Here is a 21,338-nt window from a genome sequence, read left to right on the forward strand (position 1 = left end):
AAATGGGAACACACGTTCGATACAGTGGCGGTCATGTCGCTCGCCATGCAGGGCTCGTTGTTCGGTGACGCCGACGGTGGCGTCGGGTCGCTCGAGTCCGTCACCCGTCGCGAACTGACACTCGGGGCGTGGGTGGACGTTCGCCCGGGCTGGTTGGCCGATACCCACCTGTTCGATTCGCTGGTGGACGCCGTCGACTGGCGGGCCGAGCGCAGGCAGATGTACGACCGCGTGGTCGACGTGCCGCGCCTGGTTCGGTTCTACGCCGAGCGCGAGCGGTGGCCCGACGCCGCACTGTACGACGCGCGCGACGCCCTCGACGAGCACTACCGCGCCGAACTCGGTGAATCGTTCGCCACCGCCGGATTGTGCTACTACCGCGACGGATCGGACAGCGTCGCCTGGCACGGCGACAACATCGGCCGCAGCGCCACCGAGGACACGATGGTTGCGATCGTATCGCTCGGCGCCACACGACAACTCATGCTCCGACCGCGCGGCGGCGGAACCTCGCTGAAGTTCACGCTCGGGCACGGCGACCTGGTGGTGATGGGCGGCTCGTGTCAGCGGACCTGGGAGCATGCCGTACCCAAGTCCACCCGCGCGACCGGCCCACGCATCAGCGTGCAGTTCCGACCCCGCGGGGTTCGCTGACACACGACGCGTCAACGCGCGGTCGGGTTTCGACGCTCCTCGACCGCTGCCGCAAGTGCGTCCAATTGCGTTGCCGTGGTGTCCCAGTCGAGGCAGGCATCGGTGATCGACTGCCCGTACACCAGATCGTCACGGCGGCCGAGTTCGAGATCCTGACGCCCCGCGACCAGGAAGCTCTCGAGCATCAGACCGACGATGCCGTGTTCGCCTGCCGCGACCCGCGCTGCCACGTCGGTGACCACGTCGACCTGCTTGTTGTGGTCCTTGCGGCTGTTGCCGTGGCTGGCGTCGATGACGACTCTCTCCGGTAGGCCCGACTTTCGCAGTCGCGCAACGGTATCGGAGACCGATTCGGCGTCGTAGTTCGGACCGTCGACGCCGCCGCGCAGAATGACGTGGCAATCCGGGTTTCCGACGGTACGGATCAGAGCCGCCTGACCGTCGAGATCGGTGCCGGGGAAGACGTGGCTCGCGGCGGCAGCGCGGGTGCCGTCGACCGCGACCTGGATGTCGCCCTCGGTGGAGTTCTTGATCCCCACCGGCATCGACAACGCACTGCACAGCTGGCGGTGCACCTGACTCGCCGCCGTTCGCGCACCGATTGCGCCGTAGCTGACCAGGTCTGCGATGTACTGCGGGGTGATCGGGTCGAGGAACTCGCACCCGACCGGTAGACCGAGCGCGGAAATGTCGAGCAGCAGTTGACGTCCCACGCGCAGGCCCGAATTGATGTCGAAGCTACCGTCGAGGTGCGGATCGTTGATCAAGCCCTTCCACCCGAGCGTCGTCCGCGGCTTCTCGAAGTAGACCCGCATGACGATGTGCAGTCGATCGCCCAGTTCGGACGCCTTGGCCGCGAGGCGTCGGGCGTAGTCGAGTGCAGCGTCGGTGTCGTGCACCGAGCACGGGCCGACGACGACGATCAGTCGATCGTCACGACCGTCCAGCACGTCGACCACGCCGGCGCGTCCGGTTCTGACGGTGGCCGAGATCGCGTCGTCCACTGCATGGTCGCGGCGCAGCACCGACGGGGCAACCAGCGGACTGATGCTGATGGTCCGCTGATCGTCGAGAGGTGGGGTATCGAGAGAGAGTGTCATGAGAGGGCTTTCCTGTTCCCAGGCCGGCTCCTCATGCTCCACACGCACTTCGAGCCGGTCTGTATCCGGCTCGTGGGGTGGAGGGTCAGCGCATGGCGTCGCTGGCTGACCCACCCGGGGCCGGCCTGCTAAACCAGAAATACGTGCGCTGCATGAAAAGCACCGTAGCAGATTCGTCGCGGATGCATCTATGCTCGTTCCTGCAGTCGGTTCGCCAGGTGTCCATGAGGAGCCCCGAAGTTCGCCACGGCGTCGAAGCGATGCGCAGCAGTTCCGGCGCATCGCGAGAGGGAACCCGGTGAGAATCCGGGACTGTCCCGCAGCGGTATGCAGGAACGACCGCCGTCACCACAAGCACTGAAGAGGCCTCTTCGGGAAGCGACGGCCAGTAGGAGTGGGCTCTTCGTCCACGCGCCCGCGAGTCCGAATACCTGCCGTCTGTGCTGCGCACGCCGTGCGCAGCGGTTCACCGCCTCGTGGAATGGGCGCGTAACCCTGGTACGGCTGCTCGTGGGGCTCTCCGGGATGTGCGCGTCCGAGAAGGCGGTGCACCGTCGATGCAGCAGTCACCTGGAGACCAACCGTGAGTATCGAATTCACTGCCACCGTTCTCGGCTCGGCCCGTATCGGACCGAACCGAGAACTCAAGAAAGCCGTCGAATCCTATTGGGCCGGAAAGCTCGACGCCGTCGGACTCGAATCCGTGGCGCGGACGTTGCGCGAGACCACCTGGCGAGAACTCGCAGCCGCCGGACTCGATTCCGTTCCGGTGAACACTTTTTCGTACTACGACCACATGCTCGACACCGCAGTGCTACTCGGAGCGCTGCCACCGCGAGTGATGGGACTGGGCACCGAACTGGACCGGTATTTCGCGGCAGCACGCGGGACCGACGCCGTCGCACCGCTCGAAATGACCAAGTGGTTCGACACCAACTACCACTATCTCGTCCCGGAGATCTCCCCCGACACCACCTTCTCCCTGCACTCGGAGAAAGTAGTGGACGATCTGAAGCAGGCTGTTGCGCTGGGCATTTCGGCGCGACCGGTGATCATCGGACCGATCACGTTCCTGCTCCTGTCCAAGGCAGTCGGCGGCGGCGCACCTCTGCTGGACCGCCTCGACGAGATTCTGCCGCTGTACGGCGAGCTGCTGACGACACTCGCCCATGCCGGAGCCGAGTGGGTCCAGATCGACGAACCTGCGCTCGTGGCCGATCGCACTCGGAGCGAGATCGACGCCGCGAAGAAGGCCTACGACTTTCTGAGTGCGGTGTCGACGAGGCCTGCCATATTGCTGGCGTCGTACTTCGGCGACCTCGGCGCTGCGCTACCCGTGCTGGCATCGACCGGAGTCGAAGGATTCTCGATCGATCTGACGGTGCCGGGCACCGTCGAGCAGGTTGCCGTGGTACCTGCGCTGGCAGGCAAGCACATCGTCGCGGGCATCGTGGACGGTCGCAACATCTGGCGAACGGATCTCGACCGGGCACTTGCAACGTCGGCGAGCCTGCTGGGCAGCGCGAAGAGCCTGGCAGTGTCGAGTTCGTGCTCGCTGCTGCATGTTCCGTACACCCTCGACGGAGAGACCGACATCGTCGATCCGCTCCGGTCGTGGTTGGCGTTCGGCGCCGAGAAGGTTGCCGAGGTGACACTCCTCGCCCGGGCGCTTCGAGACGGGACCGAATCGGTCTCATCCGAGCTCGAGCGGGCCCGCACCGCGCTCGATAGCCGTCGCACCGATCCGCGCCTGCACGACTCGGTCATCCGAGCACGCATGGAGGCGGGTGTCTCCGTCGACCGAACCCCGGCCGAGGAGCGTCGTCGAGCACAGGCCGAGCGGCTGGACCTGCCGTCGTTGCCGACGACCACCATCGGTTCGTATCCGCAGACCACGCAGATACGACTCGCTCGGGCAGCCCTGCGCACAGGTGCGATCGACGACGCCGAATACGCATCCCGGATGCAGTCGGAGATCGCCGATGTCGTTGCACTGCAGGAGAAGATCGGACTCGACGTGCTGGTGCACGGTGAGCCCGAGCGAAACGACATGGTGCAGTACTTCGCCGAACAGCTCAGCGGCTTCGCAGCGACGTCCAACGGCTGGGTCCAGTCGTACGGAACTCGGTGTGTTCGGCCGCCGATTCTGTACGGCGACGTCTCGCGTCCCGAACCCATGACCGTGAAGTGGTCGGAGTATGCGCAGTCGCTCACCGACAAGCCTGTCAAGGGAATGCTGACCGGCCCGGTGACGATTCTGGCGTGGTCGTTCGTCCGAGACGATCGACCGCTGGCCGAGTCCGCGTCCCAGATCGCCCTGGCGATCCGGGACGAGACGATCGATCTGGAGGCAGCGGGCATTCGCATCGTCCAGGTGGACGAACCTGCCCTACGCGAGCTGCTACCGCTGCGTGCGAAAGATACAGCGGCGTATCTGGAATGGGCGGTGCGATCGTTCAAGATCTCGACGTCCGGTGTCGCCGACGACACGCAGATTCACACGCATCTGTGCTACTCGGAGTTCGGTGAGATCATCGACGCGATCGTCGCCCTGGACGCAGACGTGACGTCCATCGAGGCGGCTCGCTCGCACATGGAGGTGCTCGACGACCTGAACTCCGTCGGCTTCGACCTCGGCGTCGGCCCCGGTGTGTACGACATCCACTCACCGCGGGTACCGAGTGTCGAGGAGATCACCGAGTCTCTGCGCGCTGCACTGAAAGCCGTTCCCGCCGAACGACTCTGGGTCAATCCCGACTGCGGACTCAAGACCCGCGGGCCGGCCGAGGTGGAACGGTCACTGACGAACATGGTGCAGGCGGCGACCGCGCTGCGCTGACACCGGGTGAGCGGAACTTCGGCCCCTGCTACGAAGTTCCGCTCACCTCGTTCGCGAGGTACAGGCTAGGCTTACCTGCCTACGCCCGCCCTGTGAAAGAGAACGAAGTGAAACGTCTACTGCTGGCCACCACGATCGCCGCGGTCACCGCACTGACCACCGTTGCCTGCGGCGGCACCGCCGAGCAGACGGCCACGCCTTCCACCAGCACCGAAGCGACCACCGGCGACGCCGTGACGGACGCACCGGGACCGACCGGCATCCCCGACGGCATGGGTTCGGGTGCCGCGGACGGAGTGTTCCCCCGCACGGTCGGCCACTTCGGCGGCTCCACCGAGATCCCCGCCGAACCGAAGAAGATCGTCGTGATCGCCACCGGCCAGCTCGACGCGGCCCTCACTCTGGGCGTCGTACCCACCGGAGTCGCCTACGGCGACGGAGCCGCACTGGTCCCGGACTACATCAGCTTCTCGTTCCCGCAGTACGCGGATCGGATGGACCGGTTCGTCGACGTCGGCAACCGGCAGGAAGTCGACATCGAGGCCATCGCCGCCATCGAACCCGACCTCATCCTGGCGAACAAGGCAGGCTCCGAAGACATCTACTCGACGCTGTCGACCATCGCGCCGACCGTACTGACCGAGGGCACCGGAGTGAACTGGAAGCAGGACTTCCTGCTTCTCGCCGACGCGTTGGGCCGTACCGAGCAGGCACAGACCTTCGTCGACACCTTCACGTCCGACGCTGCGGCACTGGGCGATTCGGTTGCCGGTGGCGGCACACCCACGGTCTCCTTCGTCCGCTTCACGGCGGATCGCGCACGCGTGTTCGGCATCCCGTCGTTTGCGGGATACATCGCCTGGGACGCCGGACTGGCCCGACCGGAAAGCCAGCAGTTCGACAAGACCTCGCAGGACTTCAGCGAGGAGGAGATCCAGCTCGCGAACGCCGATTGGGTGTTCGTCTCCAGCCAGGATGCCGAAGCCGATTCGAGCGCCGCGTCGTACACCACCAATCCGCTGTGGACCGGAATGAGCGCGGCCACCGAGAACCACATCGTGCGCGTCGACGACGACCCGTGGTACCTCAACGCAGGCCCGACGGCGGCAACCATCGTGCTCGACGGCCTGAAAGACGCCCTTCAGGGCTGACGCCCGGTGAGTGGAACCTCGAAGCAGACCACGAGGTTTCGCTCACATCCGCCAGATAGGTTGCGCACAACTTAACCGTGCACTACAGTTCTTGGAGTGACCAACGAACTCGCACTCGACCGTCAGGTGTGCTTCGCGCTGTACTCCGCATCGCGGGCTACCACCGCGGTGTATCGCCCGATGCTCGAGGAGCTCGGGGTCACGTACCCGCAGTACCTCGTACTGCTGGTGCTGTGGGAACAGGACGGGCGCGGCGTCAAGGACATCTGCGCCGAACTCGACCTGGACACCGGCACTCTGTCGCCGATGCTCAAGCGGCTCGAAGGTCTCGGATTCATCGAGCGTCGACGACTGAGCACCGACGAACGCCGCGTCGAAATCCACCTCACCGAGACCGGTAGCGCCATGCGCGCGAAGGCACTCGACCTCCCACGCAAGCTGGCCGAGAAGACCGGCATGGGAATCGACGATCTCGTCAAGCTCAAGGAATCGCTCGACGCATTGACGAGCGCTCTGCATCACACCGATTCGCGCACGACAGAAGGAGAATCATGAAGACCATCTACACCGCCGAAGCTCTCGCGACCGGAGAGGGCCGCAACGGCCACGCCCGCACCTCCGACGGACGTCTCGATCTCGACCTCGCCATCCCGGAGGCCATGGGCGGCAGCGGCAACGGCACCAACCCCGAGCAGCTCTTCGCCGCCGGCTATGCCGCCTGCTTCCACTCCGCACTGCAGATGGTGGCGCGCCAGGACAAGGCCGACGTCACCGATTCGGCCGTCGGCGCTCGCGTCGACATCGGACCCAACGACGCGGGCGGCTTCCAGCTCGCCGTCACCCTCGAGGTGACGCTGCCGAACCTGAGCCGCGAGGACGCGCAGGCCCTGGCCGACAAGGCCCACCAGGTCTGCCCGTACTCCAACGCCACCCGCGGCAACATCGACGTCACCGTCACCGTCACCGAAGACGAGTAAGAGGAAACACCATGAAGGCACACGAAATTCACCTCGCGTCCCGCCCAGAAGGCTGGCCGACCGAAGACAACTTTCGCGCGGAGGTCGTCGAACTCCCCGAACTCGCGGACGGGCAGATCCTCGTCCGCAACATCGTGATGTCGGTCGATCCGTACATGCGTGGTCGCATGAACGACGTGAAGTCGTACGTCCCGCCGTTCCAGATCGACGCCCCGCTCGACGGCGGTGCCGTCGGCGAGATCGTCGAATCCAAGGCCGAGGGTTTCGCCGTCGGCGACGCCGTTCTGCACGGTAAGGGCTGGCGAGATCTCGCCGTCGTTCCGGCGAAGGGTGCGAGCAAGGTCGACCTGTCCGCCGCGAAGGCGTCCGCATACCTCAGTGCGCTCGGAATGACCGGCACGACGGCGTACGCAGGCCTCACCGAGGTCGCCTCGTTCAAGGAGGGCGACGTCGTGTTCGTGTCCGGCGCTGCCGGCGCAGTCGGGTCGCTCGTCGGACAGATCGCCAAGGCGCTCGGCGCATCTCGGGTCATCGGCAGTGCCGGATCTCCGGCGAAGGTCGCCCGCCTGCTCGAGCTCGGTTTCGACGCGGCATTCGATTACCACGACGGCCCGGTCGCCCAGCAGCTCCGCAAGGCGGCACCGGACGGCATCGACGTGTACTTCGACAACGTCGGCGGCGAGCATCTCGAAGCCGCCATCGGTTCGATGAACAAGTACGGCCGAATTGCCATGTGTGGAGCCATCGCTCAGTACAACTCCACCGAGCCGACGCCCGCACCGCGCAATCTTGCTCTGGCCATCGGCAAGGAGCTGACGCTCAAGGGATTCATCGTCGGTTCGTACGCGCACCTCACCGAGGAATTCCGCTCGAAGATGACCCAGTGGTTGGACAGCGGCGCAATCGAATTCGACGAGACAGTCGTCGACGGTCTCGACAACGCTCCCTCTGCGTTCATCGGACTCATGAAGGGCGAGAACACCGGCAAGATGGTCGTCACCATCTGAGTCGGACCCGAAAGGTTCTACCGCAGTCCACACCCCGGTCGGGAATTCCGACCGGGGTGTTTCCATGTTCCACCGATTAGAGTCGATGCATGCCCGCCGCTCCCCTGCCGTTGCGCGACGGCCTCGACCCCACTCGGGTACGGATGCCCGACACGTCGAGCGGCATCACCGTGCTCGACTATCTGCGCGCCCGGTTCCCCCAGGACGCGGCCAGGCTGACCGAGAAGGTCGCCGGCGGCGAGATCGTCGACGCGGTAGGCGCACCCATCGATTCGACGACGGTCGCGAGACCGCGAGCGGACATCTACCTCTACCGAGACCCACCGGTGGAGCCGACGGTGCCGTTCTCCCTCGACGTCCTGCATCGCGACGAGAATCTACTGGTGGTCGACAAGCCGCACTTTCTGGCCACCACTCCGCGCGGTGCCTACGTCGCGCGGTCTGCCCTCGTCCTGCTCCGACGCCGGTTCGACCTGCCCGAGCTCAGCCCGGCGCACCGTCTGGACAGGCTCACCGCCGGGGTTCTGGTGTTCACCGTGCGACAGCAGGCCCGCCGGCCGTACCAGGAGCTGTTCGCTCAACGCACGATCACCAAGCAGTACGACGCGATCGCTCCACTCGCCCGGGACCTCGAACTCCCGTTGACGGTACGCAGCCGAATCATCAAGGAGCGCGGCGTTCTCCAGGCCCGCGAGGTACCCGGCGAGCCCAACGCCGAGACACTCGTCGAGCTCGTGGACACGCTCGGAGCCCACGGCCTGTATCGATTGCATCCTCGAACCGGCAAGACTCATCAACTTCGAGTTCACCTGTGCTCGTTAGGGATTCCGATCGTCGGGGACAATTTCTACCCCGAGTTCCGAGATGTCGCCGACGACGACTACTCCGACCCGCTCCGCTTGCTGGCACGCTCGATCGAATTCGTCGATCCGCTCAGCGGCCTGGTTCGACGGTTCGAGAGCAATCGGAGTCTGGATCCACCTGCTTCACAGCAGATTCGGCCGTGATATCGGCTATCTCGGCGGTACGGACCGTGATGCGATGTGAGATGACTGCGAGTGCGAACAGTCCGATCGCGACGTTCACCAGCGCGGCGAATCCCTCCTGAGCGAAGTCCACGAGCGCGTTGAGCAGAGTGAATATCAACGCGGACACGCGGAGTGTGCGCAGAGGCCAGAGCGGGCCCCGAGTGCGCAACCACAGCATCGCCGGTAGCGCCGTGGCGAAGGTGAGGCAGGCACTGACGAACAGGATCCCGCTTGCGATCCCCATCCCGTCGATGTCGATCGTCAGGTCGCGCCGATCGATGTGCAGCTCCCCGATGACGAGTTCGACGATCCCGAACACCACCCCGGCCCCGGAGATCAGAACCAACCCCCAGCCGACGACGGGAATCCACCGGGCGCTGGTGAAGAAGGCGGGAATCAGCCGGGGAACAGCGTTCCGCAGTGAGTGGGTACGCGACGTCGACAGACGACAGCGACCGAGCAGCAGTCTGATTCCGGCGACGGTGTCCGCGTCGGCACCCTCCGCCTCGGCCCGCGTGACCATCCGTAGCGCCCAGTCGCGTCGATGCTCGGGGAGGCCGTGCGCGACGCCGTCTGCGGCGATGGCAGCCGCGTTGGCCAGCGATTCGTCGACCGAGGGGCGGCGGAACTCCCGGACGATCCTGCTGAACACCAACAGCAGGACCACCAGGACGTACATGATCTCCGACGAGGGTCCGTAGAAGTAGTCGTTGTCCTTGGTGACGAACTTGCCGACTTCGTCGAGGAACAGCCCGAATCCGATCCCACCGAGCAGCACGGTGAACACCCGAACGCCGAACCCGATGAACATCCACCCGATCAGCAGAGCGAACATCATCGCCGCTCCGCCGTACAGGGCGTGAGCGATGTGGAGCGACTTACCACCCACCTGGGGGTAGTGGGTCAACTCCAGGTACGCCCTGGTGATCAGAATCGTCGCAATGGCGACGACCATGAACGCCTCGGATGCGGGACTTCCGTAGGCATCGCGGATCATGCCTCGGCGATGTGTGGTCCCCGAACGACCGGTCATCGATCGAGTATGTGCCGTCTGCCGTCGTTCACGGGCGGTTTTCGCACGTCATTGTTTCCGGGGTTGACAAATTCGGTTGCCGAAACTGCAATAGTGGCATGGACGAATCGAACACGAGTCTGGACGAGGTCATCGCAGGCCTCGGTCCCCGCCTCAAGCGCATCAGGATGGAGAAGAACACCACCCTGGCATCGCTGTCCGACACCACCGGAATTTCGATCAGCACACTGTCGAGACTCGAGTCCGGTGACCGCAAGCCCAGCCTCGAGTTGCTCTGGCCCATCGCTCGCGCCCATCAGATGAAACTCGACGATCTGGTGACTGCGCCGCCCGTAGCGGACCCTCGGGTGCGCACCACGGCCACCGTTCGCGAGCACGTGACGATCCTTCCCCTGACGCTGCGTCCTGGCGGCCTGCAGGCATACAAACTTCTGGTCCGACCCGAGGACTCCGAGCCTCGCCCAAGAACGCACGAAGGGTACGAGTGGCTCTACGTGCTGGACGGCACCCTTCGCCTCATTCTCGGCGAGCACGATCTGACGATGAAGGCCGGTGAGGCAGCCGAATTCGACACTCGTGTGCCGCACTGGTTCGGTGCCGTCGGAAACCGGCCCGTCGAGCTTCTGAGCCTGTTCGGACCCCAGGGCGAGCGTATGCACGTGCGGGCGAAACCGACGGTATGAAATGTCATGTCCGTGTGAGACAGTGAAGCCCGCTCGACGCCAGGATCCACTTCGGTCATCCGCACCGACCACAACATCTCGAGGAAAAAGATGACCGACAGACTGCCCGAATCGCCTGCATCTCGCACACACGTGGACATCGCAACCGGAGTGCTCATCGGGATCCACGGTGGATCCGTCGCCGACGCCATCGACGAGCTGTTCACGACCGCGCGAAATCACCGGGTCAGTCTGTTCGAGCTCTCACGCACGCTCATCACCGTCGCGGAGGGCCGCGACATCGAGCGATCGTCGGCCACCGATGCGGTGTACGAGGTGTGGGGCTCGGCGCTCGGCCGTCGGGGCGCAGAGGCGACCTTCGGCTTGGTCACCGATTCCGCAGCTGTCTGATCCAGCCGAGAGCTAGCCGCGAACGGATGGATCGCTGCGCAGTTCCGGAAAGCGCGCCGTCATCGCATCGACGTGTCGGTACATTTCGTAGAGCTCGGTTCGAAGCGTGGACGCCTCGGACTCGAACGCTCGGGCCTTGGATTCGGCGCGATCCGCGCGAGCTCGAAATGCCTTGGATTGGGCCCGCTCGATGGATGCCGAACATGTCTCGATGTGTTCGGCGAGTCCTCTCGCGAACACCCTCGCCTGCTCGAGGTTGACGGCATAGTTGTCGTCTCGCGGAGCCGGTGACGGCGCGCCGTTCGCTGTGCCCATGAAGACTCGTCACCCTCGATCGTCGGCCGGAATTTCTTTCGCGACTCTACGCTCGGCGTCGGACACTTCGTCCGTGAACCGGCGTCACCCGAAGACGAGTGCCAGGACCACCGATGCCGAGGTGGCAGCAATGGCGATGACGATGGTCGCCGCTATCGCGCGCTGCCGCACGGAGCGGTAGCTCGCGCCCGTCCGAGCACCGTCGACATCGGCATCGTCGGAATCGCCGTCCACGTCGTAGAAGTCGTCGGAATCAAGACCGTCCTCGTCGAAGTAGACGACGTCTCGCGGCGGCACCCATTGCTGGCCGTTGGCCTCGATCGCGGCTCCGAGCCGCGCCAGCCGTATCCGAGCGCGGGTCGGATACCAATCGGAGGGCGCGTGGATGGGCAGGGCCTGCGCCATCGTCAGGGGCGATCTGTACTGCTTTTCCAGGGCGGCGAACGCAGCGGACGCCGTGGGATCGTCGTCGGACTTGTCGGTGAGGAACCACGCCGCTCCGGCCGCCGCACGATCGCCGAGCACCAGATACGTGTACGCGAGCAATTCGAGGATGCCGGGCGACGTCGGGTTACGAACCAAGGCACCGACCAGCCGATCTCGAGCAGCGATGCTGTCTCCGCGCGCAAGATCCTCCTGCGCTCGATCGATCACGTCCACGCGTCGACAATAACTCGTGCACACGAAAAAGCCCCTGCCGGCCGACCGGAAGGGGCTTTCATCGTGCTTGTCGATCCAACACCGTGGTGGCCAGGGCCGGGATCGAACCGGCGACCTTCCGCTTTTCAGGCGGACGCTCGTACCAACTGAGCTACCTGGCCGGGCGGCACCGGTGAAACAATGCCATCGCAATGTCGGTACTTCCGTACCGATGTTGCGACCCTGACGGGACTCGAACCCGCGACCTCCGCCGTGACAGGGCGGCGCGCTAACCAACTGCGCCACAGGGCCTTGCTGTTGTTGCCGCGCTATTTCTAGCGCAGTAACTCTCCGAACTGCAAATCCGCATCTCGCCGTGAAGCGAAAAGAAGAATGCTGTACTGCCGACCGGATTGTCAATCCGATCTTTTCCTACGTACCCCCTACGGGATTCGAACCCGCGCTACCGCCTTGAAAGGGCGGCGTCCTAGGCCGCTAGACGAAGGGGGCCCGCCGAACTGCTTCGACGTTACCCTCAACGGCGTTCCGTTGGGAGCTGGGATAGCTTAGGACACTTTCGCTGTAAATCTCAAACCGGCAGGTCAGAGGCGGTTTTCGCACAGTTTTCGCCGTAGTGCTCCCACCCGTGCAGCTTGAATTCCGCGAGCCAACGCTCCGACGCCATGGCGAGCAGTACGACTTCCACGGACTCCTCGAAACGCTCGCGCAGATCCGCGTTGTCGGCCACCAGATCCGACATGTAGCGCTGACCCGCCATCGACGCGGCGAGCACTCGCACGAACTTGGCCGCATCGAACTCCGGCTTCAGGTCGCCCATCGCCAGCGCACGCTCGGCCTGAGCGAGCCCCTGAGCGCCCCAGACACGACCGCCACCCGAATGAACCTCCGCATAGAACTCCGGCTCGACGATCAGCCGGAACTCGGCGCGCACGATCACGTCGTTCTGGAAGTTCTGCGCGATGTCGTCCACGATCCCGCGTACGACGTAGAACGGATGTGCGGTGGTGTCCGCCCACTTCTCCGTGATGGCGACGTACCGATCCAGTCCCGCTCCGAGCACAGCTCGGGCCAGATCTTCCTTCGACTGGAAATGGAAGTACATCGCACCCTTGGTGGCATTGGAGCCCTCCAAGATGGTGTTGACGGATGCCGCTGCGTATCCACGCTTGGCGAACTCCGCCGCCGCCGCCTCTACGATGGCCGCCCGGGTCCGCCGTGCGCGCTCTTGTTGTGCCATTTACTCCGTGCCTCCGAGCCCCAAGCGCCCTGCGTATCCGCAGGTAGTACAGATAGAGAGTACTTCACCCGAACGACATACGAGTCGACTCACCTACGGTTCGCTTCGACACACACACCCGACCGAAAAATCGGTTAGGCAACCGAAACAAGCCGGATGGTATGATCTGCGCGGCTCGAGTGCGCTGCAGGGGGTGCGCACTCGAGCCGCTTTCTATCGGGCCCGCAACCGCAGGCGAACCAGCACTTCGTCGGACCTTCCTGGACCGAATCGCGCGCCGATCGACTCACCTTCGGCGTTGCCCGAGCCGCGGACGAGTTCCCCGAACCGGACGGTCGACACACCGTCCACGCCACCGCGGGAACCCGACCTGCATTCGGTTGAAAACCGAATTACATTTCGCGGTAACGCATCTCGAGTCCTGATTGTTTCGCTTTGCTCGTTAGCGTTTCAAATCTACTGCTCACCAACCGAATACACCGAGACGGTCGAGGAGCATCGGCCAAATCCATTGCCCGATAAACGATATGAGAAAGACCGGTCGGTAACGGTTTCGACACGTTCCCAGCCTTGCCCCGAGATCGCGTCCGTCCTGAATTACTGTGAAATGCATCACATCGGGAGTTCTGCCGATCGGAAGCGAGTGACTGCCATGAAGGTATCGATCCGCGCATGTCGTTCCATCACAACCTTGTTCGCGGTGGGCGTGCTCGCTCTGTCGACAACCGGCACCGCGGCCGCAGATCCCCTGGGCAACTTCGTGGCCCCCGTCGCCGATCCGGCTCTGTATCTACCCACCCCGCTGGGCGAGCCCTGGTTCGATCCACCCGCAGGCTACGAACAGCAACCTCCCGGAGCGGTGCTGGCGACCCGACGGGTGACCGTCGGACCTCTGTTCACGCCGGTCGTCTCGACCCAAATCCTGTTCCGTACCAACGATTCCAAGGATCGTCCGGTCGCGGGTGTCACTACGGTCATCGTGCCCTCGGCCCCATGGACGGGACCCGGGAGTCGGCCGGTGGTCGCGTACAACATGGCCATCGACTCACTCGGGAACACCTGCGCTCCGTCGTGGACCCTCCCCCGCGGCATTGCACCGGAGATCGTTCCGGTGCAGTCGTTCCTGGCGAAGAACTATGCCGTCGTCGTCACCGATCATCAGGGGCCGCGGCAGGGATACGCGGCCGGACCGATGGCGGGCCACGCCATCCTGGACGCCCTCCGCGCGATGGTGAAACTGCCCGAACTGGGCCTGCCTGCGGAGTCTCCGATCGCCGCGACGGGATATTCCGGCGGTGCCATCGCTTCCGGATGGGCCGCGCAGCTGGCTCCCACCTACGCCCCGGACGTGAATCTCGTCGGCGTGGCGTTCGGCGGTGCACCCACCGACTACCGCATTCTGCTGCGTTCTCTCAACGGAACGGTGGGGTCGACACTGTTCCTGTCGGCCACGCTCGGAGTCGCCCGAGAGTATCCCGAGATGTTCTCGTTGATGAACGCCAACGGTCTGCGCTTGGCCACCATCGCCAAGGACATGTGCATCTACCTGACCGCACCGGGCGGCCTGGTGGCACCCATCCCGGCACAGGCGCTGTCGGACATTCCGAACGTGGACCGGACACCGATCGCCGAACAGATCATCGCGTCGACCCGCATGGGTGGAGACCGGACACCGACCGTCCCCGTCTTCATCTATCACGGACAACAGGAGTTCTGGATTCCCAAGGAGGGAGTCGAGACCCTCTACGACGAATGGTGCGCTCAGGGTGCGAACGTGAGACTCGAGGAGTATCTCGGTGAGCACCTGATCGTCGCACTCAGCGGCATTCCGGGCGCGTACGCCTGGATCGACGACCGCCTGGCCGGTATTCCGGTGCCGAGCGGGTGCAGCAGCTTCGGACGTTGACCGGTCGGCACCACTGCCGGGGGTACTGCCCGCCGGCGCCGCGCGGCCCATTACACTTTCGAGCCGCGCCCCTATAGCTCAGTTGGTAGAGCTACGGACTTTTAATCCGCAGGTCGTAGGTTCGAGTCCTACTGGGGGCACCACACACCGTCCTGGTAACAGTGATCACACCTGTCCGGAACGTACACTCGGAAGTAACGATCGGCCGAGACAGAGCGACGTGCAGGGGGAACTGCAGCGTTCGTGAACTCGCGAAGGCCGGCCGGAGGATCGGCGCTCCGGGGGCACGTCGCGTCGATCGACACCGAACATCACGACCGCCGGAACAGCAAGTGAACAGGCACAACGAGGTTCACACCGAACCTACGGTGCCGTAAGCTGGACCGGTCGTACGCAATCTATGGAGGCGATCTAATGGCGAGGGATCTGACACAGCTCGAGCTTCTGCAAGAGCTGGTGCCCACTGCCGAGGACAATGTGAACCGTCACATCACGATGGCGCGGGAGTGGCACCCTCACGACTACGTCCCGTGGGACGAAGGTCGCAACTTCGCCGCACTCGGCGGCCAGGACTACGACCCGGAGCAGTCCAAGCTCTCCGACGTCGCACAGGCCGCGATGATCACCAACCTGCTCACCGAGGACAACCTGCCGTCCTACCACCGTGAGATCGCCGAGAACTTCTCCCAGGACGGTGCCTGGGGAACCTGGGTCGGTCGCTGGACCGCCGAGGAGAACAGGCACGGCATCGTCATGCGCGACTACCTCGTCGTCACCCGCGGCGTCGATCCCGTCGCCCTCGAAGAGGCCCGGATGATCCACATGACCAACGGGTTCGCCTCACCGGCAGGGTCGCAGACCGGTTTGCTGCACTCCGTCGCGTACGTGACCTTCCAGGAACTCGCGACGCGCGTCTCGCACCGCAACACCGGCAAGGTCTGCGACGACCCGATCGCCGACCGCATGCTCCAGCGCATCGCCGCCGACGAGAACCTGCACATGATCTTCTACCGCAACATCACCGGCGCGGCGATGGACATCGCACCCGACCAGACCCTCGACGCGGTCTCCGACATCGTGACGAACTTCGTCATGCCGGGCGCGGGGATGCCGAACTTCCGCCGCAACGGTGTGCTGATGGCCAAGCACGGCATCTACGACCTGCGTCAGCACCTCGAGGACGTCGTCTGGCCGGTGCTGCGCAAGTGGAGCGTGTTCGAGCGCAACGACTTCACCGCACGCGGTGAGAACAAGCGCGAAGAACTCGCCGCGTTCCTCGAAGACCTCGAGCGGCAGGCCACCAAGTTCGAGGAGATGCGCGATCGCTCCCTCGCCCGCGAACGTGCGAAGGCCGAAGCACGCGCGTCGTAAGCTCAGATCGGCTGGTGTGCCCGGTACCGACTTCGGTGCCGGGCACCACTGTTTTCCGGCGTCACCGTTCTCGGCCCACCGTCATCACCACGATCACGTTCCCTCCGTTCCAAAGGCTTCCCTCATGACACTGCAGATCGGCTCGCTGGAGTTGCGCAGCCCCGTCGTCCTCGCACCGATGGCCGGCGTCACCAATGTGGCGTTCCGCACCCTGTGCAGGGAGCAGGAGTTGGAGAGGGCAGGCAGTACCTCGGGTCTGTACGTGTGCGAGATGGTCACGGCGCGCGCGCTCGTCGAACGGCAGCCGGCCACGATGCACATGACGACCTTCGGCCCCACCGAGACTCCTCGGTCGTTGCAGCTCTACACCGTCGATCCGGACACCACGTACGCCGCGGCGAAGATGATCGTCGACGACGATCTGGCCGACCACATCGACATGAACTTCGGCTGCCCGGTTCCGAAGGTCACCCGAAAGGGCGGCGGTGCTGCGCTGCCCTACAAGCGGAACCTCTTCGGCCGCATCGTCGCTGCTGCGGTCAAGGCGACCGAGGGCACCGACATTCCCGTCACCGTCAAGTTCCGCGTCGGCATCGACGAGAACCACCACACTCACCTCGACGCAGGTCGAATCGCCGCCGACGAGGGCGCGGCGGCAGTGGCACTGCACGCCAGAACGGCCTCACAGCGTTACTCCGGCACCGCCGACTGGAACGAGATCGCTCGACTCAAGGAACATGTCTCCGGCATCCCGGTACTGGGCAACGGTGACATCTTCTCCGCCTCCGATGCAGTCCGCATGATGGCGGAGACCGGGTGCGACGGCGTCGTCGTCGGGCGAGGTTGCCTCGGCAGGCCCTGGCTGTTCGCCGAACTCAGCGCTCGCCTGAACGGCCGCCCCGAGCCCGTTCCCCCCACCCTCGGCGAGGTGGCCACGATCATCGCTCGCCACGCCGAGTTGCTGGCGCAGCATCACGGGGAGAAGAAGGGCCTGCGCGAATTGCGCAAGCACGTCTCCTGGTACCTGCGCGGGTTTCCTGCGGGGTCGGACCTCCGAGTCTCGATGGCGTTGGTGTCCACTCTCGGGGAACTGGACGACCTTCTGGCGCAACTCGATCCGACCGTTCCGTTTCCCAAGGACGCCGAAGGTCCCCGTGGTCGGCAGGGCTCGCCGGGCGCGGTGTCGCTGCCCGACGGTTGGCTCGACGATCCGGAGGACGTCTGTGTCCCCGCCGGTGCCGACCTGATGCATTCCGGCGGCTGATTCGCAGCTGACCAGCCGCCCACCTCGCACGAGTGGACCACGCCGCTCGAGTCAGTACTATGGCTGGGATTGCCGAGAAGGCAGCGCGTGCGTGTGATGGAAGGCCAGGTTCGAATTCGTGGGAGACGATCGAGAGTCGGGCCCGTCTGTGCCCGAGGGTCGCGCCCCATGGGAGCGCCCGCTGTCCTCAATCAGACAACCCGGCGCAATCGGACGATCCGGACAGCGCCCACCGCGATCCGAACGCCCCGCGACACCGGATCCGGAGCAGCCGCCGCAGCCCGGAGACAGCGGCAGGCTCGGTAAACGATCGCCGCGTAACGCCGACACCGTCTCGGTGGCCGAGTTGGTGGACAAGATGTCGCGCTCGGGATCGATGCGGCGGGTGCCGGCCGAGCGTCCCGACGCCGAAGAGCCGACCGAGATCATCGCCCCCATCACCGAGTCCACTCCCCCACCTGCCCGAACGGTGCCGCCGACCCCGGTGCCGCATGCGGCACCGGAACCGGTGGGTGCGCCCGCAACGGATCGCCCGGCTCTGACGCGGTTGGCGATGAGCCGGGTGCGTCGACGCCGTCGGGTGCGGATGATCGGCCGCAGCCTGGTCTCTCTCGTCGCGATCCTGGCGGTGGCCTTGACCGGAGTGGTGTGGGGATACCTACGCAACACCGATCAGGGATTTCTGCAGGTCGCCGCTCTCGATCCCGACTCGACCGACGTCGTCGACGCCGAAGGCCAATACGGCGACGAGACGTATCTGATCGTGGGCACCGACACCCGCACCGGGGCCAGCGGCGAGGTGGGTGCCGGAACCGTCGCCGACGCCGAGGGAGCCCGCTCGGACACGGTCATGCTGGTCAACATTCCGGCCGATCGCAGCCGCGTCGTCGCCGTCTCGTTCCCCCGCGACCTCGATGTCACGCGCCCCGAGTGCGAGCAGTTCGACAACGACACCAATACCTACACCGGGGAGATGTTCCCCGAGGCGTACGGCGACAAGCTCAACGCCACCTATGCCCTCGGCGGCCCGAAGTGCCTGGTCAAGACCATTCAGAAGATCTCGGGCCTGCGTATCGGACACTTCGTCGGGATGGACTTCGCCGGGTTCGAGTCCATGGTCGACGAGGTCGGAGGCGTAGAGGTCTGCACCGCGCAACCGCTGGTGGACTACGAATTGGGAGACGTCCTCCCCAACGTCGGAACGCAGCGCATCGACGGCCGAACCGCACTGAACTACGTTCGGGCGCGCAACGTCGAGTCCGAGGGCAACGGCGACTACGGCCGGATCAAGCGACAGCAGCGTTTCCTGTCGTCACTGCTCAGGTCTGCGCTCTCGAACAACGTGCTGCTCGATCCCGGCAAGCTCAACGGGTTCGTCAATGCGTTCACCTCGGACACCTTCGTGGAGAACGTCAAGACTCAGGACCTGGTGACGCTGGGACGCTCGCTGCAGAACGTGGACGCGGGTGCGGTCACCTTCCTGACCATCCCCACCACCGGCACCAACGATTACGGCAACGAGATCCCCAACGACGACGCAATCGGTGCGATCTTCCAGGCCATCATCGACGACGCTCCGCTGCCCGGTGAGGAACGCGCGGAGCCGGTGACACCCGACGTACCCGAACCTGCCGCCACACCCGACGCTCCGCTGTTGGCCGTCGATCCGGGAACCGTCTCCCTGCAGGTATCCAACGCATCGGACATCGCAGGCATGGCTCAGACGGCATCCGACGAGCTTGCGACATACGGATTCCAGATCCTGACGGTCGGCAACTTCTCGGGTACCGCCGCCCAGACCGTGGTGCGCTACTCCCAGGATCAGGAGGCGGCTGCGGCGACGGTCGCGTCGGCGATCCCCGGCGCTGCCATCGAACTGGCACCGAGCCTGAACAATGTCGTCGAGGTCGTGCTCGGCTCGAACTATCCCGGATACACCCAGTTTCCGACGGCATTCGGTACCGAAATCGATCCCACCCAGGTGGAAGGAACCACCGAGAGCGCGCCCCTTCCGGAGGATCTCTCGTTCACCAACGCCGCCGACGACACGTGCGCCTGAGTTCATTCATGCTCCGTTAACCCTCGGGACAGGGAACTGGTCGGTGTGACCTACTAAACTTCGCTCATGCGCGTCGCCTACAACGAACAGATGAACGAGCTTGCCGATCTCCTCGGAGAGATGGCGAGCCTGGCTGGTGCGGCCATGGAAAAGGCCACTCAGTCCCTCCTTCAAGCAGACCTGGTGCTCGCCGAGCAGGTCATTTCCGAACACGACAGGATCACCGAGCTCAGCGCGGTGTGCGAGGAGAAGGCCTTCACGCTTCTCGCACTGCAGGCTCCGGTCGCAGGCGATCTCCGTTCGGTGGTGGCCGGCATTCAGATCGTCGCCGACATCGACCGTATGGGCGCACTCGCACTGCACGTCGCCAAGATCACCCGTCGCAGGCACCCGAACCACGCCCTCCCCGAGGTCGTCAACGGGTACTTCGCCGAGATGGGTCGCCTCGCAGTTCAGATCGGTGCCTCCGCCCGTGAGGTCCTCGAGACCCGCGATCCCGAGCGCGCGGCGAAGCTGCAGGAGGAGGACGAGGCAATGGACGATCTGCACCGTCACCTCTTCACGGTGCTGATGGACCGCGAGTGGAGCCACGGAGTCGCTGCTGCAGTGGACGTGACCCTGCTCGGACGCTTCTACGAGCGGTTCGCCGATCATGCCGTCGAGGTCGGCCGTCGGGTGATCTTCCTGGTCACCGGCCAGCTTCCGGTCGACCTGCACCAGAACAACATTCCCACCTCTTAGAACCGCTCTTCGTCGAGTAGCGCTGCCCAGCAGCGCTACTCGACGACCGAATCCAGGCAAGCGCACAACGAGAAGAACCCCCGTCGAGCTTTCGCTCGACGGGGGTTCTCGCGTTCGTGTGGTTATCCGAAGCGACCGGAGATGTAGTCCTCGGTGGCCTTCTGCGTCGGATTGGAGAAGATCTTCTCGGTGTCGTCGATCTCGATGAGCTTGCCGGGCTTGCCGGTGGCCTCGAGGTTGAAGAAGCCGGTCTGATCGCTCACACGTGCGGCCTGCTGCATGTTGTGCGTGACGATCACGATCGTGAAGTCCTGCTTGAGTTCCTGGATCAGGTCCTCGATGGCGAGAGTGGAGATGGGGTCGAGGGCCGAGCACGGCTCGTCCATCAGCAGCACGTCGGGCGAGACGGCGATCGCGCGAGCGATGCACAGCCGCTGCTGCTGTCCGCCGGAGAGGCCGCCACCGGGCTTGTCGAGGCGGTCCTTGACCTCGTTCCAGAGGTTGGCACCCTTGAGCGAGCGCTCGGCGATCTCGTCGAGCTCCTTCTTGCCGCGGCCGCCCTGCAATTTCAGGCCGGCGACGACGTTGTCCCGGATCGACATCGTCGGGAACGGGTTGGGGCGCTGAAAGACCATGCCGATGGTGCGACGCACACCCACGGGGTCGACGCCGTTGCCGTAGATGTCCTCGCCGTCGAGCAGCACCGAACCTTCGACGCGCGCGCCGGGGGTGACCTCGTGCATGCGGTTGAGGGAACGCAGGACGGTCGACTTACCGCAGCCGGACGGTCCGATGAACGCGGTGACACTGCGCGGCGGGACGGCCAGAGTGACGTCGGAGACGGCATGGAACTTGCCGTAGTAGATGTTGACGTCTTTGAGATCGAGACGCTTTGCCATGTTCTTCGTTCCTTAGAATTCGCT

General features: G+C 64.8%; 20 protein-coding genes, 4 tRNA genes and 1 riboswitch. Of the genes, 15 read left to right on the plus strand and 9 right to left on the minus strand.

The genetic code is table 11. The features are described from left to right. Window positions 1–33 precede the first annotated feature (33 nt). On the plus strand, window positions 34–654 hold the full coding sequence (locus CH302_RS14740) for an alpha-ketoglutarate-dependent dioxygenase AlkB (protein ID WP_037187441.1): 621 nt from the start codon (window positions 34–36) through the stop codon (window positions 652–654). A gap of 11 nt (window positions 655–665) precedes the next feature. Here CH302_RS14740 and CH302_RS14745 read toward each other — a convergent pair whose 3' ends face one another. Then, window positions 666–1,754 carry a 3-deoxy-7-phosphoheptulonate synthase gene (locus CH302_RS14745; RefSeq protein ID WP_037188796.1) on the minus strand — a complete coding sequence of 363 codons (1,089 nt, stop codon included), beginning with the start codon at window positions 1,752–1,754 and terminating at the stop codon, window positions 666–668. Window positions 1,755–2,011: 257 nt separating this feature from the next. Then, window positions 2,012–2,207: riboswitch (cobalamin riboswitch) on the plus strand. 130 nt (window positions 2,208–2,337) lie between these two features. Between CH302_RS14745 and metE the strand changes: the two genes are divergently transcribed. From metE to CH302_RS14775, 6 genes are all read left to right on the plus strand, one after another. Then, the gene (gene metE, locus CH302_RS14750; protein ID WP_037187443.1) at window positions 2,338–4,593 is read left to right on the plus strand and encodes a 5-methyltetrahydropteroyltriglutamate--homocysteine S-methyltransferase; all 2,256 of its coding nucleotides are present in this window, start codon (window positions 2,338–2,340) and stop codon (window positions 4,591–4,593) included. Between the two features lie 107 nt (window positions 4,594–4,700). Continuing rightward, entirely contained in the window at window positions 4,701–5,744 is a 1,044-nt protein-coding gene (locus CH302_RS14755; protein WP_037187445.1) for an ABC transporter substrate-binding protein, read from the plus strand. A 96-nt stretch (window positions 5,745–5,840) separates the two neighbouring features. Further along, window positions 5,841–6,299: a MarR family winged helix-turn-helix transcriptional regulator gene (locus CH302_RS14760; protein ID WP_037187447.1), complete on the plus strand. Its 459-nt coding sequence runs from the start codon at window positions 5,841–5,843 to the stop codon at window positions 6,297–6,299. Further along, window positions 6,296–6,721, plus strand: coding sequence for an organic hydroperoxide resistance protein (locus CH302_RS14765; protein WP_037187450.1), 426 nt, complete (start codon window positions 6,296–6,298; stop codon window positions 6,719–6,721). Before CH302_RS14760 ends, CH302_RS14765 begins: the two co-directional genes overlap by 4 nt. An 11-nt stretch (window positions 6,722–6,732) precedes the next feature. After that, the gene (locus CH302_RS14770) at window positions 6,733–7,728 is read left to right on the plus strand and encodes an NADP-dependent oxidoreductase (protein WP_037187452.1); all 996 of its coding nucleotides are present in this window, start codon (window positions 6,733–6,735) and stop codon (window positions 7,726–7,728) included. An 89-nt stretch (window positions 7,729–7,817) separates the two neighbouring features. Next, window positions 7,818–8,735 carry a pseudouridine synthase gene (locus tag CH302_RS14775; protein WP_037187454.1) on the plus strand — a complete coding sequence of 306 codons (918 nt, stop codon included), beginning with the start codon at window positions 7,818–7,820 and terminating at the stop codon, window positions 8,733–8,735. Here the strand turns inward: CH302_RS14775 and CH302_RS14780 are convergent. Beyond that, window positions 8,662–9,789, minus strand: a complete 1,128-nt coding sequence (locus CH302_RS14780) for a hypothetical protein (RefSeq protein ID WP_052047315.1) — start codon at window positions 9,787–9,789, stop codon at window positions 8,662–8,664. The genes CH302_RS14775 and CH302_RS14780 overlap by 74 nt on opposite strands. Before the next feature lie 98 nt (window positions 9,790–9,887). Here CH302_RS14780 and CH302_RS14785 point away from each other — a divergent pair, with 98 nt between their 5' ends. Both CH302_RS14785 and CH302_RS14790 read left to right on the plus strand, forming a co-directional pair. Beyond that, complete coding sequence (locus CH302_RS14785) at window positions 9,888–10,472, plus strand: helix-turn-helix domain-containing protein (protein ID WP_037187456.1); 585 nt, start codon at window positions 9,888–9,890, stop codon at window positions 10,470–10,472. 90 nt (window positions 10,473–10,562) lie between these two features. Then, on the plus strand, window positions 10,563–10,862 hold the full coding sequence (locus CH302_RS14790; RefSeq protein WP_037187457.1) for an ANTAR domain-containing protein: 300 nt from the start codon (window positions 10,563–10,565) through the stop codon (window positions 10,860–10,862). Window positions 10,863–10,874: 12 nt separating this feature from the next. Here the strand turns inward: CH302_RS14790 and CH302_RS30440 are convergent, their stop codons facing one another. The 6 genes from CH302_RS30440 to CH302_RS14820 form a co-directional block, all read right to left on the minus strand. Further along, the gene (locus CH302_RS30440) at window positions 10,875–11,177 is read right to left on the minus strand and encodes a hypothetical protein (protein ID WP_037187459.1); all 303 of its coding nucleotides are present in this window, start codon (window positions 11,175–11,177) and stop codon (window positions 10,875–10,877) included. Between the two features lie 84 nt (window positions 11,178–11,261). Next, on the minus strand, window positions 11,262–11,837 hold the full coding sequence (locus CH302_RS14800) for a DUF6584 family protein (RefSeq protein WP_037187461.1): 576 nt from the start codon (window positions 11,835–11,837) through the stop codon (window positions 11,262–11,264). An 84-nt stretch (window positions 11,838–11,921) separates the two neighbouring features. Further along, window positions 11,922–11,998, minus strand: a tRNA-Phe gene (locus tag CH302_RS14805). A 56-nt stretch (window positions 11,999–12,054) separates the two neighbouring features. Further along, a tRNA-Asp gene (locus tag CH302_RS14810) sits at window positions 12,055–12,128 on the minus strand. Window positions 12,129–12,253: 125 nt separating this feature from the next. After that, window positions 12,254–12,326: transfer RNA gene (locus tag CH302_RS14815), tRNA-Glu, on the minus strand. A 79-nt stretch (window positions 12,327–12,405) separates the two neighbouring features. Further along, window positions 12,406–13,074: a TetR/AcrR family transcriptional regulator gene (locus CH302_RS14820; protein WP_037187463.1), complete on the minus strand. Its 669-nt coding sequence runs from the start codon at window positions 13,072–13,074 to the stop codon at window positions 12,406–12,408. Between the two features lie 652 nt (window positions 13,075–13,726). Here CH302_RS14820 and CH302_RS14825 point away from each other — a divergent pair. The 6 genes from CH302_RS14825 (at window position 13,727) to phoU (ending at window position 20,415) form a co-directional block, all read left to right on the plus strand. Then, window positions 13,727–14,980: a lipase family protein gene (locus CH302_RS14825; RefSeq protein ID WP_052047316.1), complete on the plus strand. Its 1,254-nt coding sequence runs from the start codon at window positions 13,727–13,729 to the stop codon at window positions 14,978–14,980. Between the two features lie 67 nt (window positions 14,981–15,047). Continuing rightward, window positions 15,048–15,123, plus strand: a tRNA-Lys gene (locus CH302_RS14830). A 271-nt stretch (window positions 15,124–15,394) separates the two neighbouring features. Continuing rightward, the gene (locus CH302_RS14835) at window positions 15,395–16,351 is read left to right on the plus strand and encodes an acyl-ACP desaturase (protein ID WP_094633024.1); all 957 of its coding nucleotides are present in this window, start codon (window positions 15,395–15,397) and stop codon (window positions 16,349–16,351) included. 124 nt (window positions 16,352–16,475) lie between these two features. Next, complete coding sequence (dusB, locus tag CH302_RS14840; RefSeq protein WP_037194624.1) at window positions 16,476–17,615, plus strand: tRNA dihydrouridine synthase DusB; 1,140 nt, start codon at window positions 16,476–16,478, stop codon at window positions 17,613–17,615. A 118-nt stretch (window positions 17,616–17,733) separates the two neighbouring features. Beyond that, window positions 17,734–19,674 (plus strand): LCP family protein, encoded by a 1,941-nt coding sequence (locus CH302_RS14845; RefSeq protein WP_037194622.1) that lies wholly within the window; start codon window positions 17,734–17,736, stop codon window positions 19,672–19,674. A gap of 66 nt (window positions 19,675–19,740) precedes the next feature. Then, window positions 19,741–20,415 carry a phosphate signaling complex protein PhoU gene (gene phoU / locus CH302_RS14850; RefSeq protein WP_037194620.1) on the plus strand — a complete coding sequence of 225 codons (675 nt, stop codon included), beginning with the start codon at window positions 19,741–19,743 and terminating at the stop codon, window positions 20,413–20,415. A gap of 122 nt (window positions 20,416–20,537) precedes the next feature. On the opposite strand, the gene pstB is transcribed toward phoU, so the two are convergent. Beyond that, window positions 20,538–21,314, minus strand: a complete 777-nt coding sequence (gene pstB / locus CH302_RS14855; RefSeq protein ID WP_037194618.1) for a phosphate ABC transporter ATP-binding protein PstB — start codon at window positions 21,312–21,314, stop codon at window positions 20,538–20,540. Window positions 21,315–21,338: the final 24 nt, after the last annotated feature.

The organism is Rhodococcus sp. 15-2388-1-1a, from assembly GCF_002259145.1.
Lineage (GTDB): Bacteria > Actinomycetota > Actinomycetes > Mycobacteriales > Mycobacteriaceae > Rhodococcoides.

Bases quoted from the DNA above. Each gene is read 5' to 3' on its own strand.
- CH302_RS14770 (WP_037187452.1), top strand. From the start codon at position 6,733: ATGAAGGCACACGAAATTCACCTCGCGTCCCGCCCAGAAGGCTGGCCG.
- CH302_RS14820 (WP_037187463.1), bottom strand. From the start codon at position 13,074: ATGGCACAACAAGAGCGCGCACGGCGGACCCGGGCGGCCATCGTAGAG.
- CH302_RS14775 (WP_037187454.1), top strand. From the start codon at position 7,818: ATGCCCGCCGCTCCCCTGCCGTTGCGCGACGGCCTCGACCCCACTCGG.
- CH302_RS14785 (WP_037187456.1), top strand. From the start codon at position 9,888: ATGGACGAATCGAACACGAGTCTGGACGAGGTCATCGCAGGCCTCGGT.
- CH302_RS14835 (WP_094633024.1), top strand. From the start codon at position 15,395: ATGGCGAGGGATCTGACACAGCTCGAGCTTCTGCAAGAGCTGGTGCCC.
- pstB (WP_037194618.1), bottom strand. From the start codon at position 21,314: ATGGCAAAGCGTCTCGATCTCAAAGACGTCAACATCTACTACGGCAAG.
- CH302_RS14825 (WP_052047316.1), top strand. From the start codon at position 13,727: ATGAAGGTATCGATCCGCGCATGTCGTTCCATCACAACCTTGTTCGCG.
- dusB (WP_037194624.1), top strand. From the start codon at position 16,476: ATGACACTGCAGATCGGCTCGCTGGAGTTGCGCAGCCCCGTCGTCCTC.
- CH302_RS30440 (WP_037187459.1), bottom strand. From the start codon at position 11,177: ATGGGCACAGCGAACGGCGCGCCGTCACCGGCTCCGCGAGACGACAAC.
- CH302_RS14790 (WP_037187457.1), top strand. From the start codon at position 10,563: ATGACCGACAGACTGCCCGAATCGCCTGCATCTCGCACACACGTGGAC.
- CH302_RS14765 (WP_037187450.1), top strand. From the start codon at position 6,296: ATGAAGACCATCTACACCGCCGAAGCTCTCGCGACCGGAGAGGGCCGC.
- CH302_RS14780 (WP_052047315.1), bottom strand. From the start codon at position 9,789: ATGACCGGTCGTTCGGGGACCACACATCGCCGAGGCATGATCCGCGAT.
- CH302_RS14745 (WP_037188796.1), bottom strand. From the start codon at position 1,754: ATGACACTCTCTCTCGATACCCCACCTCTCGACGATCAGCGGACCATC.
- CH302_RS14740 (WP_037187441.1), top strand. From the start codon at position 34: ATGTCGCTCGCCATGCAGGGCTCGTTGTTCGGTGACGCCGACGGTGGC.
- phoU (WP_037194620.1), top strand. From the start codon at position 19,741: ATGCGCGTCGCCTACAACGAACAGATGAACGAGCTTGCCGATCTCCTC.